Raw genomic sequence first — 18255 nt, 5'->3', positions numbered from 1 at the left:
ATTAAGCTTCCTTAACTTCAACTTTAATTAATGCTTCTATTCCAAATTCTAATTTAATTTTTACATAACTTAAACCAATGCTGTTGATATTTTTAAAGTTAACGAATTTTCTTTTATCTAATTCTATTTTAAATAAATCATTTAATTGATTAACAATATCTTGATTAGAAATGCTTCCAAAAACTTTTCCATCATTTGTTTGTAATTTAAAGTGTAATGTTACTTCTTCTAAAGATTTTTTAAAAGCTAAATTTTGAGCTTTAGCAAGTTGTTTTTCTTCTTCTTTAACTTTTAATTTTGTATTTAATGTGTTTACACTATTATCAGTTGCTAATTTAACTAATTTTCTAGGTAGTAAGAAGTTTCTAGCATATCCATCACTTACTTCTTTTACTTCATCTTTTTTTCCTTGTCCTTTAACATCTTGTAAAAAAATTACTTTCATATCTTCACCTCATATTTATTATTTTTATTATACAACTAAGCAATAGTTATTTATAAGTATCATGGTTAATAAAAAAATCTAGATAAACTAGATTTTAACATTTATTAATCGATAACGTATGGTAATAAAGCCATTTGACGTGCTCTTTTAATTGCAGCAGCTAATTGTCTTTGGTCTTTAGGAGATGTTCCAGTAATTCTTCTTGGTAAAATTTGTCCATTATTTGAAATGAATTTTTTCAATAAGTTAACGTCTTTGTAATCTATGTATTTAATGTTATTTTTTTGAAAGAAATTAACTTTTTTTCTTTTTTTGAACTTTCTAATAGCCATAACATATCACCTTTCTACTTATTTATTCTCATAGAATTGAAAATTCATCATCAGAATCATTCTGTGAATTATTTTCAAATGAATTAGAAGTTGGAATAGAATTATTTGACATAATATCTTGATCAAACATTTGATTATCAAAATTTGATGCATTTCTAGTTGCATTAACTTTAGAAGATTCTAAAAATGTTACTTTATCAGCTGTAATGTTAACAATAGTTTCAACTCTTCCATCAGGTGTTTTATTACTTCTTGTAGTAACTCTTCCTTCAACAGAAATTAAACTTCCTTTTGAAAGATATTTAGCCATGTTTTCAGCTGTACGGTTAAATGCTGAACAAGGAATGAAATTAGTTCTTTCTTCACCATTTGAAACATATTCAGAAACTGCAACTGTAAAGAATACAAATTTAGCATCATTTTTTGCAGCAGTTCTTAATTCTAAATCTCTTGTTAATCTTCCTATTAAACAAACTCTATTCATCATAAAATAACTTCCTTTGTTTTATTATTAATTATTAATATTATTTAACTTCTTTTGATGATGCTTCTTCTCTTTTGAATGAAGCTCTTTTGAAGTTTTTCTTTTCACGTTGTTCTTCTTCGAATTTTGTCATATCAGTTTTTGATAATTCAACTGATTCTTCGTAATTTTTATTATTTTCAGTATTTAAAACTAAAGTTCTAACAACATTTTTATCAATTTTAGCAACACGTTCAAATTCTTTAATTGCAGCTGATGTTGCTTCAACAATAACTACACGGTAGAATCCTTTTTTCTTATGATTAATTTCATAAGCAAAGTCAATTAAACCTAAATCGTTAGATTTAATCATTTTTCCACCTTCTGTTAAAATGTTATCTAATTTAGTTGATAATTCTTTTGTATCTTTTAAATCCTGATCTAAAATATACATTACTTCATATTTTCTAATCATTTAGATAATCCTCCTTATGGTCTTTTGGGCTTTTATAAGCCAAGGAGTTAATTCATTTCGAAATTAACTCATATGAATTATATAAAAAATCACTTATTAATACAACTTAAAAACGACTAATTTATAAAAGTAAAAGGATTCTTATAATAATTAGAATCCTTTTTTGTCATTTATTAATTATTTATTAAAGATTTCAAATAGAGTTCTTACTAATACACCTTGTCCACGACCATCAATATCAGCAGTTCCAGCAATATCAAAGTGAACAAATGGTTTGTTTTCAGCAAATTCATTTAAGAACGCAGCAGCAGTTGAGCTTCCACCTTCTCTACCTTTACATGAGTTTGTTAAATCTGCCATGATTGTATCATTTTTAACTTTTTCAACATGTTCTTCAAAAATAGGCATTCTTCACATTCTTTCACCTGTTTTTTCAGAAACTTCTTTTAGTGTTTTTCATTTTTCATCATTATGAGTAAACACTCCTGTTGCTCATGAACCTAAAGCAATAGTCATTGCTCCAGTTAGAGTTGAAGCTTCTCATATTTCAGTTGCTTGTTTTTCTCTAATTGCATAAGTAATTCCATCAGCTAATACTAATCTTCCTTCAGCATCTGTATTACCAATTTCAACAGTTAATCCATTCATTGAAGTTAGAACTGATTCAGGTAAAGTTGCAGTTTTTCCGATTCTGTTATCAGTGAACATACCAACTCCAACAATGTTAATTTTTGCTTTAGCTTTTGCTAATGCCATAACTGTTGAAAGCATGATAGCAGCACCTGACATATCGAATTTCATTCCTTCAATAAAGTTAGTTGGTTTTAAGTTGTATCCACCAGTATCGAATGTAATTCCTTTTCCAACTAATGCTACTTTTGGTTGTGATTCGTCACCGATGTATTCTAAAACAACTGCACGTGGTTCATAACAAGATCCAGCATTAACTCCTAAGAATAATCCCATTCCTAGATCTTCAGCTTCTTTTCTTCCTAAAATTGTTACTTTTAATCCATCGATTGTTTTAGCTTTTTTAGCAATTTCATCTGCTAGATATTCACTTGTAGCGATGTTTGGTGGAGTGTCTTGTAAAGTTCTTGCAAAGTTTACAAATTCCATTTTAATTTCTTCTTTTTCAATTAATGGTAAAACTTCTTCTTTTGTTGTTAAGTTGTAAACTACATCAGTTTTGCATTCACATTTTTTGTAGCAAACTTTTTTAAATGATTCAAATGAAATTGATTCATAAATAGCTGAAATAACTTTTGATTTGCATCCGCATTCAGCAGCAATTTCAATAAATGAATCTAAATCTACATTAACACTTAATTTGTTTGAAGCAACAAATTTTTTAAATGCTTTTCTAATTTTTGCAAATAAATCTTTTCCGTCTTTTTTAATAACCATGTAGATTTTCTTTTCTTCACTAATTAGTGTAGTTGAACAATCTGCTTGAGAAACATATTTTAATTCTTTTGGATCAACTACAGCAACTAAGGTTAATTCTTCATGCTTTTCGTTAAATTTAATCATATTAAACTCTCCTTTTTTCAATTAATCATATTATAACATTTTTAAATTTTCTTAAGCTTCTTGAAATATATTTTTAGGTGATTGTTTACTTGTAAATGCTTTAACTGAAATCAACATCATAACTATAAATAATACAAATGGAATTATACAAATTAAAATAAATGAAACAGATCAATAAAATGAAAGTGTTAAATTAAATGTATCAGTGAATTGAGAACCTAGCATTAAAATTATACGGTTGACTATTAGAATAGCAAAACCAACTGATAGAGTTGCTGCAACAACATATCCAAAAATAAGATATCTATTAATTTCTTTTAACTTATATCCCATAGCTTTAAATAGAATAATTGTTCTTCTGTTTTCATATAAAATCAAAATAATTAAAATCATAGAAATAGAAATAGAAACAACAACTAAGTAATATAAAACTTTTTGAATTGCTCTTGTTAACGGGTCTAGTTGTTTTTGAACAATTTCAGCAAACTTATTAAAGTTAAAAGAATTATTAGCCATTGATTTTAAATAAGTTACTAAAAATGATGATTCAATATCTGCATTTATATCATTGCTATGTTCAGTTATTGGGAATCAATAATTTGTAATTTGTTTTCCATCTGATTCTGGATTATAACAAGTAGTTCATTGATTATTTTGATTTAAAACTGAAAGTGATGAATATATAGGTAAAGTAAAGTACTGATTGTTTATTGGTAATTCATCTTTAGAAAAATTAGTATTATTTAAGAAATCACCATCATTATTTATTCCATCACGCATAGGTTCTATTATGTTTTTTATCTCATCATTTACTTGAATGTCAACATCTTTTTGATCATCACTAGTTAGATAATTATAGTTATATAACATGTTAATAAAATCTTTTTTATCAAAATATAAACCACTATAAATATTTTGTCTATTATAAACTTTAGCTATTTTTATATAAACAAATGGAAATGAATCTACTTGATCTGATTGAAATGCAGTACCAAGAGTAATTTTTAAAATATCACCTAATCTTGCATTACTTTCTTTAATAAAAGTATCAGTTGCAGCAACATTTAAAACAGGAACCTCTCTAGTTTTTTTATCAACTTTAAATCTTTCTACACTTATTGTTTTTGAATCTTTAAATTTATTTTTAATTTCTTTTTCTATATCTTTTAAAGCAAAATTTTTTGAAATTTCATCATCACTATTAACAGCAATTCCTGTTGTTCAACGAAATCTTTCATGTGCTAATCCATTGTATTTATTAATATTACTACTATACATTAAAGAATGAGATCAATAACTTGCTATACTATTTTCTTCTGATTTAAAAGATAAAGATTTTCCAAACAATAAATTAATCGGAACAGCAATATCTGGGTCATTATATTTATTATTTATTAAAGATAATTTAGTTCTATATTCTTTTATAAAATCAATAATTTTTTGATCAGTTGAAATTATTTGTTGTTTGTGATCATCAATCATTTTTTTCATAAATTCTTTTTGATCTTTATTACCTATTTTTGATTTATCGATTTCATTTATAAGATCATCAATAAACTTCTCAGGATCTGTATTTTCTATTTTATGAATCAATTCTTGTGAAATCATATAATTTTTAATATCATCACCTGAAAAAGTTGTATTAAGTAATGCATTGATCAAATCTTCTATTGAGTTAATTGATGTTATGCCTTCTAGTGATTGAATTGAAGAATAACTTAATTTTCTATTATTAGTTTCTTTGTCAGTTAAATCAGAAGCATCATATGTAACAGGTAATGAATTTTGTAATTTAACTGATTCATATGGTTTGTATGCTTGTCTAATTGATTCAATAGAATTTTTAACTGATGAGTTGAATTGTACTGAATAAAATAATGTAGTAAATGAAATTAATAATAATACAAATGTAACTATATTTTTATAGATATTTTTAAATGAAAACGCAAATCCAATTTTTATATTAGATGGTGCTTGATTAATAGTTTTTTTAAATAATTTATAACCTAATTTTGGTGCTTTTGATTCATTAACACTATAAATAGATAGATTTTTATCTGATAGTTTAGTAGCAGTAACTAAAATAAACATGATAAACATAACTATAGAAATAAAGATAAGTAGAAATGTTGTTTTTTCTGAAAATAAAGAATTTGGTCATATGAAAGGATATTCATTTTTAACAGCATCAACAAATATTTGTGAGATAAATGATGAAGTAGAAATACCAATTATTAAAGATATTATTAATGGGAAAATAATTGATGAAATTGTTAGTAATGAAAGTTTAAGTTTATTAACTCCTAAGCTTCTTAAAAATGATAGATTTTCTCTTTGTAATTTAACTAATTGATCAGCAATGAAATAAAAGACTGCACAAACTAAGAAAATCATTAGAATTGAAATACCTGAATTAACAGCAAGTAATATGTTTTTAGCTTTAATTGCATCGTTTGCATATTGTTTATTATTATAAAATGTTCTATCTAAAGTATGATCTTTAAATGCAACGTCATTAGGTTGGTTTAATTCAAAATCTTTTAAAAATAAGTTGTTAAATTTTTTATAATCTTTTGCAGCAGATGAATCGAACGCAATTTCTATCATATCGAATCAATATTTTATATGATTGAAATTAGGTGGCAGAAAAATATGCGCTTCTTTTGAACTATCTTTTTCAAAAATCGAATCTAGACTATAGCAAGTTCCAACTAACATAAGTTTAGTTCAACCAACGCTTGTTTTAAATTCGTAATATTCACCTAATTTTAAGTTGTTATTTTTAACATATTTTGGTGATGCGAAGAAATATTTTTGATCTTTTATACTTTGTTTTTGTTCATCTGTTAATTTCGATACATTGATTTGAGATTCTATTTTAACTTGATTTTTGAATTTAAAATTATGATTAACTTTCTCATCGAAATCTTTTTTGTTTTCTCAAAAATCTCTAATTTCAGGTATAGTTTCTAAATAAACTTTTGATGAACCAAATCTGTCTTCAAGTGTTACTCAATGACTTCATCTAAATCATTGATTATGAATTTTATATTTTTCTTTACTATCTTCTAGATATTGCATTAATAAATTTTTTGAAAACGATCTAGTTGTTGACTTGTATCCTTGTATTTGTTCATCACAAAAATAATGAAATATTTCTTTTCCAATTTGTTTAACATTTTGATCTTCTATTTCATCATATTTTTCTAAATCACCTCTGTGATTACCTATTACATCTATATATTCTTTTATAGAAGATTTTAATATATTTTGTTTTTCAAATTCTTTATATTTATCATTATCAATATTTTTAAAAATATCATCTACATATTTATATAAATTGTCATTATTATCTATAAAACCAGCAAATTTATCATCGTCTTTTTTATTAGAACTTGCAAATCTAGGATAATTAAAAGCTATATTAGCAGCAGGTTTAAACATATCGTCAAAGTATTGGTCAAACTTAAATTGAAATGAAAAAAGACCTGTAATAATAGAAAAAGCTACTATTAAGAATAATAGAAAAATAGAATATAAAATCTTTCTAGATCTAAAGTCTCTAAGTGATTGTTTTAAAACAAGTCTTAATTTCATAAATTACCCCAAATTTTTATAAGTTATACTCATTATTTAATTTTAACATTAAATAAATAACAAAAAGACCAATCTAGAAACCGGGACAAAATTATTAGACTAAATAGTTATGTTTATTATACACACCTCATAGTTCTTGAGGTGTTTTTCATTTGAATTTTTTAATATTCTTTCATTGTTATATCACTCAATGAAATTTTTAATACATTCTTTTAGTTCACTAAAAGTCATTTCTTTACTTTCTTTTCAAAGTTATAAAACATTTCTGATTTTAAAATTGAAAAGAAATATTCAGCTTCTCTATTGTCTAGAGAGTTACCTATTCTTGACATTGACACCACTCCACCTCGTTGCTTTATATACTCAAGATATTCATTCGATGAATATGTTACACCATGGTCTGTGTGAATAATAAAGTTTTTAGGAAATTTTGTTTTTCTAATGTGAGTCATAATTAAATTAGTGTCGTTATATATGGATAAATTATAACTAACAATTTTCTTTGTTTTGTGATGAATTACGATAGATAAATAAACATGTCTTCCTTCTACATCTATTGGAGCAGGAATGTAACTAACATCACTTGCATAAATATCGTTTTGTAGTCCATTATAATCTCTATTAGCAATATTTGGATAATACACGTTAGTATTTTTTGATTCACGCTTTTTCTTGCACGTTGTTCTTACGTGACAGAAAAGACCTAATTTATTCATTGCTCTTCCTAGTGTTCTAGGGTTAATAATAATGCCATATGTCTTGAAAATATATGCTGATAGCCTTTCTCTACCATATCTTCCGTTTTGTTTTGCAAAAGCTTCTCTAATTATTTCTGCGTGTTCTATAACAGCTTCTTTCTTATCTTTTGATTGTTTCTTGATTTTGTAGTAAAAAGTTGATTTAGGTATTCCAAGAATTTTCATTATTTCCTTGTTAGAAATATTTTCTCCAAATTTTTTCTTAATTTTTTCTATCAGTTCATCTAGATTGTCAACCTTATTTTTCTTTAAAATATCTTCTTTAAAAAGGTCTGTTATTAACCATTCTAAAACTTCGCGATCAATCTCTTTAATCACTTCGTTTCTTTGTTTATCATATTCTTCTTTGTTCTTTCTAGGTCTACCTGATCCTTTACCTTTTTTAGGTGCTTTTCCTGTTTGTGATTCTTTTAGTTCCATACCTAAATTATAATCTTTATATTTTCTAGATAAATATCAGAAGGCTTCTTCTGAAAGTAAATAATTTTCAGAATTTCTAATTTTGCTATAAATATAACAAAATTCTTTTTTAGTAATATTTTGAGATAAATATTCTTTGTAGTGCTTAAATACTTCTAACCACTCACTTACACTTAGTTGCTTTCCTCTTTTCATAAATACTCCTTTTTTGAAAAAAATAGACCCCCTAGGGGGTCTATCCCTTAGGGAGTCTAATAACTTTGTCCTACTCTCCTATGTTGGTCTTTGTTTTTATTAAATTTACAATTATTTTTCGATTGAAATAACTGTTCCAGCTCCGATAGTTCTTCCACCTTCACGGATTGAGAATTTTGTTCCTTCTTCAATAGCAACTGGTTTAATTAAAGCGATTTCCATTTCTACGTTGTCACCTGGCATAACCATGTCTGTCCCTTCTGGTAAAGTAACTTCTCCAGTAACGTCAGTTGTACGGAAGTAGAATTGAGGACGGTATTTGTTAAAGAATGGTTTATGACGTCCACCTTCTTCTTGAGTTAATGCATAAACAGATGCTTTTAAAGTTGTATGAGGTTTAATTGTACCTGGTTTAGCTAAAACTTGTCCACGTTCGATTGAGTTTCTGTCAACTCCACGTAATAATGCTCCAACGTTATCTCCAGCTTCAGCGAAGTCTAATAATTTTCTGAACATTTCTAATCCAGTAACAACTGTTTTAGTTGGTTCATCTTTTAATCCGATGATTTCAACTTCTTCGTTAACTTTAACTGTTCCTCTTTCAACACGTCCAGTAGCAACAGTTCCACGTCCAGTAATTGTAAATACGTCTTCAACTGGCATTAAGAAAGTTTTATCTGAATCTCTTTGAGGAGTTGGGATGTATTCATCAACTGCATCCATTAATTCGCTAATTGCTCCAACTCATTTAGCATCTCCGTTTAATGCTCCTAAAGCTGATCCTCTAATAACTGGTGCTCCTTCTCCATCGAAGTCGTATTCAGTTAATAGATCTCTAATTTCCATTTCAACTAAGTCGATCATTTCATCATCATCAACCATGTCACATTTGTTTAAGAAAACAACGATTTTTGGAACTCCAACTTGTCTTGATAATAAGATGTGTTCTCTTGTTTGAGGCATTGGTCCATCAGTTGCAGCCACAACTAAGATAGCTCCATCCATTTGTGCTGCTCCAGTAATCATGTTTTTAACGTAGTCAGCGTGTCCTGGACAGTCAACGTGTGCGTAGTGTCTGTTAGCTGTTTTATATTCAACGTGTGAAGTGTTGATAGTAATTCCACGTTCTCTTTCTTCTGGTGCATTATCAATGTTTGCGTAATCTTTGAATTCTGCTCCACCTTGTTCTGCTAAAACTTTAGTAATTGCAGCAGTTAAAGTAGTTTTCCCGTGGTCAACGTGTCCAATTGTACCAATATTAACGTGAGGTAAACTACGGTCAAATTGTTCTTTTGCCATTTGTTTTATTTCTCCTTATTTCTAATAAATAACTAATTGATAATAGACAGAATCTACTATCAGATTTCTGCCCCCGTAGGGGCACTTAAATTTATTGTATATTTTACACTTTATTATTAGTAAAATCAAAGCAATTATTTACCTGATTTTTTAATAATTTCTTCAGCAATTGCTTTAGGTGCTTCTGCATAGTGACTGAAGATCATAGTGTAATTTCCACGTCCTTGAGTAAATGAACGTAATTCAGTAGCGTATCCAAACATTTCTGTTAATGGAACTTTTGATTTAACAGTTTGTGCATTTCCTCTTTGTTCTGAACCTTCGATTAATCCACGTTTTGATGAAATGTTACCCATAACATCTCCGTAGTATTCATCTGGAACTGTTACTTCAACGTTCATGATTGGTTCTAAAACAACAGGATTCATTTTTTTAACAGCTTCTTTTAAAGCCATTGAAGCAGCAATTTTGTAAGCCATTTCGTTTGAGTCAACATCGTGCATTGATCCATCAATAATAGTAGCTTTAACATCGATCATTGGGTATCCTGCAATAACCCCGTTTTGTAAAGCATTTTCTAATCCAACACGAGCTGCATTGATGTATTCTTTTGAAATACGTCCTCCAGTAATTTTATCAATTCATTCAAATCCTTTATCAGGGTTTGGTTCGAATTCAATCACAACGTGTCCATATGATCCACGTCCTCCTGATTGTTTAACATATTTACCTTCAGCTTTTCCTGGAACTTTTACTGTTTCACGGTATGAAACTTGTGGAGCTCCAACGTTTGTATCAACGTTAAATTCACGTCTCATACGGTCAACGATAATATCTAAGTGTAATTCTCCCATACCCGCGATAATTGTTTGACCTGTTTCATCATCAGTATAAGTTCTGAATGTTGGATCTTCTTCAGCTAATTTGTTTAAAGCAATACTCATTTTTTCTTGGTCAGCTTTAGTTTTTGGTTCTAACGCTAATTGGATAACTGGTTCTGGGAATACCATTGATTCTAAGATGATTTCAGCTTTTTCATCACATAAAGTATCTCCAGTTGTTGTATTTTTTAATCCAACTGCTGCAGCGATATCTCCAGCATAAACTTCATCGATTTCTGTACGGTTGTTTGCGTGCATTTGTAAAATACGTCCAACACGTTCTTTTTGTTGTTTTGTTGAGTTTAATACATAACTTCCTTTTGAAAGAATTCCTGAATAAACTCTGAAGAATGTTAATTTCCCTACAAATGGGTCAGTCATAACTTTGAATGCTAATGCTGAGAATGGTTCTTGATCATCAGCGTGTCTTTCAACTTCTTCACCTGTTGGTAAGATTCCTTTAATCGAAGGAATGTCTAATGGTGATGGTAAGTAATCAACAACAGCGTCTAATAATAATTTAACCCCTTTGTTTTTGAATGCTGATCCAGCTAATACTGGGAAGAAGTCAGCATTGATTACTCCCTTACGGATTGCTGATTTTAATTCTGGAATAGAGATTTCTCCACCATCTAAGAATTTCATCATTAATTCTTCATCATATTCAACAGCAACTTCAACTAATTGACTTCTTAATTCTTTAGCTTGATCTAATAAGTCAGCTGGAATTTCGATTTCTTTAGCAACTTCTTCTGGTTTTCCATCGAATTCGTAAGCTTTCATTTCAACTAAATCAATAATACCTGTGAAGTTTTCTTCAGCACCAATTGGTAATTGGATTGGAGCAGCTTTTGCACCTAATCTATCACCAATACTTTTTACTGAGTAAATGAAATCAGCACCAGTTTTATCCATTTTGTTAACAAAAACAATACGAGGAACTTTATAGTTAGTTGCTTGTCTTCAAACAGTTTCAGTTTGTGGTTCAACTCCTGATTGACCATCTAAAACAGCTACAGCTCCATCTAAAACTCTTAATGAACGTTCAACTTCAACAGTGAAGTCTACGTGTCCAGGAGTATCGATAATGTTAAATCTTGTGTCTTTTCAGAAAGCTGTTGTTGCAGCAGAAGTAATAGTAATACCACGTTCTTGCTCTTGAGCCATTCAGTCCATTTGTGAAGCCCCTTCGTGAGTTTCACCTATTTTATGAATTTTTCCAGTATGTAACAAAATACGTTCAGTAGTTGTAGTTTTACCAGCATCGATGTGAGCCATAATACCAATATTACGAGTATTTAATAAACTGTATTCTCTTGCCACGATAAGTGTTTCCTTTCTTTAAATTATCAACGGTAGTGTGCAAATGCTTTGTTTGCTTCTGCCATTTTGTGAGTATCTTCACGTTTTTTAACTGATCCACCCATGTTGTTAGATGCATCAATAATTTCATTAGCTAATTTTAAAGTCATTACTTTTTCGTTTCTTAATCTTGCATAGTTAATTAATCAACGTAAAGCTAAAGTAATTTGTCTTTCTGCTGAAACTTCAACAGGAACTTGGTAGTTAGCTCCACCAATACGACGAACTTTTAATTCTAAATGAGGTTTAATGTTTTCAATTGCTTTATTAAATACTTCAATAGCTTCTTGACCTGTTTTTTCTTTAATAATGTCAAACGCATCATAAATAATTGTTTGAGCAATTCCTCTTTTACCATCTAACATAATTTTGTTAATAGCACGAGTAACTAACTTAGAATTGTAAACTGGATCTGCTAAAACATCTCTTTTTTCAGCTCTATTCTTACGCATGTTTTTAACTCCTTTCTCTTTTCTTCATTTATGTATATGCTACTTAAATGTGTTTTTGTTATCTAATCACACGGTTATTTAAATAGTTTTATTTACTACTATTTTTTAACTTTAGGTCTTTTTACTCCGTATAATGAACGACCTTGTTTACGGTTGTTAACTCCTTGAGTATCTAATGTACCACGGATGATGTGGTAACGTACCCCAGGTAAGTCTTTAACACGACCTCCACGAATTAAAACAACACTGTGTTCTTGTAAGTTGTGACCTTCACCTGGAATATAAGCGTTAACTTCCATTCCGTTTGTTAATCTAACACGAGCGTATTTACGTAACGCAGAGTTAGGTTTTTTAGGTGTCATAGTAGCCACACGAGTACATACTCCACGTTTTTGTGGTGAAGAAATTTTAGTTACTTTTTTCTTTAAAGTGTTGATTCCTCTGTTTAACGCAGGAGCTTTAGTTTTTCAAGTTTTTGCTTTACGGTTAACTTTAACTAATTGGTTAATTGTTGGCATGATTTTTCCTCCTTTCACATTTCCGTGTGTATCGAATTAACACTTGTTTAATTATATATTAAAAAAAATGCTATTTCAATAACATTTTTTATTACTATGTTCGATTGGTATAAAACATATTTATAATAGTTGAGAAATTGATGTAACAATAAAAATTACACCCATTACAACTACTAAAACTGGAAAATTTTTCTTAGTAAATTCTCATACTGTTTGAGAAGTTCTATTTCTTTGTTCAAAAGAATCGTTTTTAGATCATTTAGAATTACTTCTATATCTAACTCATAAAAATATACCTAATAAAAGTACTATAATTCCGATTCCTAATATTCAATAATAAACTGATATGGGTGGTTTTTCGGCTAGTAATGTTAACATGTGATTTCTCCTGTCTAAATATGGTTTTTAGTAAATTATTAAAAACTGTGTGATTATACTTTATATTAATATAAAAGTATACAAAAAGGTTCCAATAAAATTAAAAGCTCCTATTAACATGATTAGTACACCTGGTGCACAAAAACAAAATATTTCAAATATCTGTAAAATTGGTAACATTATTTTTTTTCATTTTAGATCGGTTTTTTTGCTACTTCTTTTTCCTGATAAATGTAATGCTTTTTTAGTCTTTTTATCATTTATAATTCTTATATCTTTTTTAAAGTTTTTTGCATAACTTAACATATATCTAATACGAACCTCGCAGTTGAATTCTCAATTTAAAATATCACCATTAAATTCAATACAATCATAAAACATAAAACTCATATTTGTTACTTTAGAAACATCTCATGCTGTATATGATGATCCATTTGGGTTATTAACTACTTTTGTGTTGATATTTTGGTTGAATTTTTTAGCATGAGCAAACATAGATCTCATAGTAGTTACACTGGATGTGTTTCAATTTGATATATCTTGGTTGAAAGTTATTGTGTTATAAAACATTTGGCTCATATCAGTTACATTTGAAGTGTTTCAGTTATCTAGGGGTTGATTGAATATAAATGCTTCTTGAAACATACTACTCATTTTTGTTACTTTAGAAACATCTCATGCTGTGTATGATGATCCATTTGGGTTATTAACTATTTTTGTATTGATGTTTTGGTTGAAGTTTTTTGCATATTCAAACATCGAGTTCATATTAGTTACTTTAGAAGTGTCTCACTCACCAATGTATTGATTGAATTTTTTTGCATAAGCAAACATTGAATCCATATTAGTTACGTTTTGAGTATTTCAATTTGATATATCTTGATTAAAGTTTTTTGCATATTCAAACATCGAGTTCATATTAGTTACTTTAGAAACATCTCATGCTGTGTATGATGATCCATTTGGGTTATTAACTATTTTTGTATTGATGTTTTGGTTGAATAAAGGGGCATCTCTAAACATACACTCCATATTTGTTACACGTGATGTATTTCATTTTGATATATCACCATTAAATTGCAATGCTTTGTTGAACATATAACTCATATCAACTATTTTTGACGTCTTTCAATTATTTAAATTTTCTATTGTTTTATTTATATTTCCTTCAAATGCACCTTTTAAGCTAGTTATTTCTGTAGGTAACTTCTTAGGAACTTTTCTAATTGTTTTTGGAAAAGGTTTAATTCTAATGACTTCACCCTTTTTATAATAACCTATTTTCACACATTCGGTTTGATCGTAATTATAAATAGGTATTTTTTTATTTTTCATAATTTTATTTAAACGGTTAATTATTTTATTTTTCCATTTATGGAATTTCTCTATTTTGATCATAAGAGGTCTATTGACAAAAATAAGAAATACGGAAGTATGCAATAAAACTCTACATACCCAAAGAAAATATCCAACGGTTTCTTTATCTTTTATAACTGTACATAATCAATAAAAAACTAATACTATAAGAGACACCGAAATTATCACAAAATATTCTATAAATCATATCTTATAAATAACTTTTTGAGTGTACTTTTTATATATAAGAGTTTCATCTATAAAGTCTACAGCATAAGAAATTAGTAAAATACAAACAAATATAATATAGAGACTCGCTAATCAATTGGGTGTATATTTTTCAGAAATTAAATTGTAACCTAACTTATTTATATGAATAATACATAAAGGTAAAGAAAGAGTTACTGAATAAGGTAAAAATAAAAATATAAAGTTGATTCACCAAAAGAGAGGTTTTTTATTTTGCAATTTAGCACTATTAGACTTATTTCATAAGTAGGACTCTTTTCTTTCTGAATAAATATCATAATAACGTAAAAGTTGAAAGAATAAAACTATAATTAGATATACAACAAATCATGTTATAACAATAAATCCTACTGAACCTATATTGATAATAAATAGCAGAGAGTAAAGAAAGATGAAAAAAGATGGGAAAAATAATAACGTTATAAAGAATAAAAAATGAGAGTTTACAACACCGAATAAAAAGTAATTAGTAATATTCAATTTAAAATTAAATCTAACATCTGTTTCATAGATTTGATTTATACGACATCTATATTGATAATATTCTCTAGAGATGTGTGAAAAATATCTAAAACTAACAATAATTCCTGAAATTCATTCTTCAAATTTATTTGAATTTTTTATTTTAATTTTTTCTTTATAATACATTTCTTTCGCAAGCTTTATCACTTCATGAAAAACCGGAATATATAAAGATAGATCATTTCGTTCTGAAATTGTATTTTCTAAAACTTCATCTATTAAATCAGAAACAAAAATAGGTTTACACAAAAGTTTAGCATCTTTGTGTTCTTTATAATCTTTGCACATTTTTATAATGTCATCTTTACTAATATCTTTTGAATTTTCAATTTTGTACTTAAATTTTTTTAGATATTCAATGGTTTCTTTATATCCATAAGCTACAAAATCTTTTCTATTTATAAAATAGTTTTTTATATTTTTAAATGTTTTGTATACTGTAATCCTATAAATATTAACTATTACAAATACAACAACTGAACCTATTATATACTTCAATTTTTCTAAAAAAGCAAAATAACTAGTATTACCAAATATGAAACCAGTTAATTCATAACCTTCATATTTTATAAATTCTTTTCAATCTGATATTGGTGTAAAAACATTGAAATTACATTTCAATAAATCATTTCATTCTGAAATGAAATTTGAAGACGTTGACGATAATATAAATTCTTTGCCATCCTTTGTCCCTTTTATACTAAAAGCAACGAAATTATCAAGTAAATATCAATATTCAAAAAATACAAATGAACAAAATACTAGTAAAATACACCATCTAATAACTTTCTTCATATAAACCTCTTAATTCAACAATTAATAATTATAAAATCATCGGCGTTTTTTCTCAATATATTTAATAAAATTTACAAACAAAAAGTAGCTCTCGCTACTTTTTACATTTCTTCTCCATTTAATAAACCGTTTAGATAATGTCCTACTCCACCTTCATCATTTGAAAGATGAGTAATTCCTTTAGCAACAAATTTTAAAGCGTCAGTTCCGTTTTGCATTGCAACTCCATGACCTACAGTTTGAATCATTTGATAATCATTTAATTGATCTCCAAAAGCAATAGCATCTCTTAAATCTTTATTATAATACTGAGCTAGAAATACTGCAGCAAATCCTTTATCAGCATTTTTATTAGTTAAAGTAATAATAGGATTTTTGCTTTCTGATTTAATACCATATAAAATATCGCTTTGAATTTTAACAGCATCTTGATATTTAGTTAAAACACGTAAAACTTTATCTTTAGCTTCTTTTGATTTTAATTTTATAACTAAATTATTACTTGGATCATTTCACAATTCATAAGGTGAGCCTTCTATAAAAATCTTAGTTTCTTCTTTTGCTTCAACATCATATAAATGGAAAAATTCATACAAGTCTTTATCATCTTTTCAAATTAATGTTTTATTGTAATATTCAATTAAAATATTTTCAACATTTTCTTTAATTACAGGTTCATTTATAATTTGCATAATAATGTCATTATTAATAGGTAAAATAATTCTTTTTAATTGTTTTTTCTTAGGATCATGAATGTGTGCTCCATCAAAAGTAGCAACAACTGTATCAAGATTCAATTCTTTATAAATATGTTTCATAGCTCTATAAGCTCGACCAGTTACAACACAAACTGTATGTCCTCTTTTAACAGCATCTTGTAATGCTTGTTTAGTAACAGGATGGATTTTATCATTTGAATTAGTTAAAACTGTTCCATCTAAATCAACTAGTATTAGCCTTTTTACATCCAATCTTTTTAATTTCATAATTAATCTCCTATCTACTTCATATTATTATAAAAATAAATTTATTTTTTATTTTTGATTACAAATAATAATTAGAAAATTTATTAAATATTACATTTCTTTTTTAGAACCTACACAAAAATGAAATGTTGGTGCATCTTTTAATTCATTAAAGTTATTCTTAATAATTTCTTTTGTTATATTCATATTTTTTAAAGCTTTTTTAGTAGCTTTATCATCAGCGATTATTTTATTTTCAAACATTAAAGTTCGATATACTGTTTGATAGTAATGATCTTTTAATGCAAAACAATGATTACATGAATTATATATTAAAATCTCATCATCTTTACAATGGTTTATACGGTTTATATATAGTCTTAAAGAATCAGTATGTGGGGTTATAACATCATTAATACCGTGTATAAAAAGAGTTGGTGCACTAGCTGGAATAATTTTATCTTGTTCATATTTAGCAAATAAATCTAATTGTTTTTGATCTTGATTAGTCGCTGATTGTTGAGAATCTAATACTTTATCTACGATTTTTCTTGCAATTCTTTTATTCAAAAATAATTTAAATCAAGCTCTTCAAGTTTTATATAATAATGATTCTATTGATCCATAAGTTGAATCGCTAATTGCAAACTTAACATTACTTTTATCTAATAATTCTTTTTCAGTTGTAGTTACATAATTAGTAATATAAGCTCCCATACTCATTCCAAATAAACCTAAAGTTTCAACATCTTCAGTTTCATTTAAATACTTAATTGCAGCAATTAAATCTTTACTTTCAAACAACCCCATACTTATAACATCAGTTTTATCTGATTGACCGTGATTTCTAAAATCAAAAACTAAAATATTATAACCAAGTTCAATAAAAGCTTTAACATGAGCTAATGCTCAATATTTATGACCAGCAAATCAATGAGAAGAAATTAATCATTTTTTAGATTTTTCATCTGTTATGTATTTTAATCCAACTAGATTAATACCATCTTCGCTTTTAAAATCAAATGATTTGATTTTGTCATCTGAATGTAAAATAAACTCTTCTCTTTTATAGTAATATTTCATGATTTTATTTATTTTATTTAATTCAGGAATATCACTTACATAACTTTGTTTTTTATTTCTTTTTAAAACTGTTAAAGATTCAGCTAATCAATATACAAAACTAAAAGGTTTTTTAATATATTTAAATAATTTTTGTCCTATTAATTTATCTAATACTATTTTTTTATTTTTTTTCAT

The 18255-nt window shown here is 27.3% G+C and carries 14 protein-coding genes and 1 pseudogene; all 15 read right to left on the bottom strand.

The features are described from left to right. Nucleotide 1 precedes the first annotated feature (1 nt). On the bottom strand, nucleotides 2-445 hold the full coding sequence (gene rplI, locus NX779_RS00495; RefSeq protein WP_259430280.1) for a 50S ribosomal protein L9: 444 nt from the start codon (nucleotides 443-445) through the stop codon (nucleotides 2-4). A gap of 104 nt (nucleotides 446-549) precedes the next feature. Continuing rightward, complete coding sequence (gene rpsR, locus NX779_RS00490; RefSeq protein WP_004428375.1) at nucleotides 550-777, bottom strand: 30S ribosomal protein S18; 228 nt, start codon at nucleotides 775-777, stop codon at nucleotides 550-552. A gap of 22 nt (nucleotides 778-799) precedes the next feature. After that, nucleotides 800-1261 (bottom strand): single-stranded DNA-binding protein, encoded by a 462-nt coding sequence (locus NX779_RS00485; RefSeq protein ID WP_310795080.1) that lies wholly within the window; start codon nucleotides 1259-1261, stop codon nucleotides 800-802. Between the two features lie 40 nt (nucleotides 1262-1301). Further along, on the bottom strand, nucleotides 1302-1715 hold the full coding sequence (rpsF, locus tag NX779_RS00480) for a 30S ribosomal protein S6 (RefSeq protein ID WP_259430278.1): 414 nt from the start codon (nucleotides 1713-1715) through the stop codon (nucleotides 1302-1304). Between the two features lie 177 nt (nucleotides 1716-1892). Beyond that, the gene (locus NX779_RS00475) at nucleotides 1893-3248 is read right to left on the bottom strand and encodes a M17 family metallopeptidase (protein WP_259430277.1); all 1356 of its coding nucleotides are present in this window, start codon (nucleotides 3246-3248) and stop codon (nucleotides 1893-1895) included. Between the two features lie 51 nt (nucleotides 3249-3299). After that, nucleotides 3300-6845, bottom strand: a complete 3546-nt coding sequence (locus NX779_RS00470; RefSeq protein WP_259430276.1) for an ABC transporter permease — start codon at nucleotides 6843-6845, stop codon at nucleotides 3300-3302. Between the two features lie 94 nt (nucleotides 6846-6939). Beyond that, a pseudogene (locus NX779_RS00465) lies at nucleotides 6940-8218 on the bottom strand (IS3 family transposase). A gap of 111 nt (nucleotides 8219-8329) precedes the next feature. Continuing rightward, complete coding sequence (gene tuf, locus NX779_RS00460; protein ID WP_259430275.1) at nucleotides 8330-9517, bottom strand: elongation factor Tu; 1188 nt, start codon at nucleotides 9515-9517, stop codon at nucleotides 8330-8332. Between the two features lie 134 nt (nucleotides 9518-9651). Then, on the bottom strand, nucleotides 9652-11721 hold the full coding sequence (fusA, locus tag NX779_RS00455; protein WP_259430274.1) for an elongation factor G: 2070 nt from the start codon (nucleotides 11719-11721) through the stop codon (nucleotides 9652-9654). A gap of 23 nt (nucleotides 11722-11744) precedes the next feature. Next, on the bottom strand, nucleotides 11745-12212 hold the full coding sequence (gene rpsG, locus NX779_RS00450; protein WP_004428389.1) for a 30S ribosomal protein S7: 468 nt from the start codon (nucleotides 12210-12212) through the stop codon (nucleotides 11745-11747). 98 nt (nucleotides 12213-12310) lie between these two features. After that, nucleotides 12311-12730, bottom strand: a complete 420-nt coding sequence (gene rpsL / locus NX779_RS00445; protein WP_036497776.1) for a 30S ribosomal protein S12 — start codon at nucleotides 12728-12730, stop codon at nucleotides 12311-12313. Nucleotides 12731-12850: 120 nt separating this feature from the next. After that, nucleotides 12851-13108, bottom strand: a complete 258-nt coding sequence (locus NX779_RS00440; RefSeq protein WP_259430273.1) for a hypothetical protein — start codon at nucleotides 13106-13108, stop codon at nucleotides 12851-12853. A 60-nt stretch (nucleotides 13109-13168) separates the two neighbouring features. Beyond that, nucleotides 13169-16030, bottom strand: coding sequence for a BspA family leucine-rich repeat surface protein (locus NX779_RS00435; RefSeq protein WP_259430272.1), 2862 nt, complete (start codon nucleotides 16028-16030; stop codon nucleotides 13169-13171). A 101-nt stretch (nucleotides 16031-16131) separates the two neighbouring features. Further along, entirely contained in the window at nucleotides 16132-17016 is an 885-nt protein-coding gene (locus NX779_RS00430; protein ID WP_259430271.1) for a Cof-type HAD-IIB family hydrolase, read from the bottom strand. 90 nt (nucleotides 17017-17106) lie between these two features. After that, nucleotides 17107-18255, bottom strand: coding sequence for an alpha/beta hydrolase (locus NX779_RS00425; protein ID WP_259430270.1), 1149 nt, complete (start codon nucleotides 18253-18255; stop codon nucleotides 17107-17109).

This window comes from Mycoplasma cottewii (assembly GCF_024918975.1).
Taxonomy (GTDB): domain Bacteria; phylum Bacillota_I; class Bacilli_A; order Mycoplasmatales; family Mycoplasmataceae; genus Mycoplasma; species Mycoplasma cottewii.
Note: the sequence above shows the minus strand (reverse complement) of the source record. Positions and strands in the feature narration are given on the sequence as shown.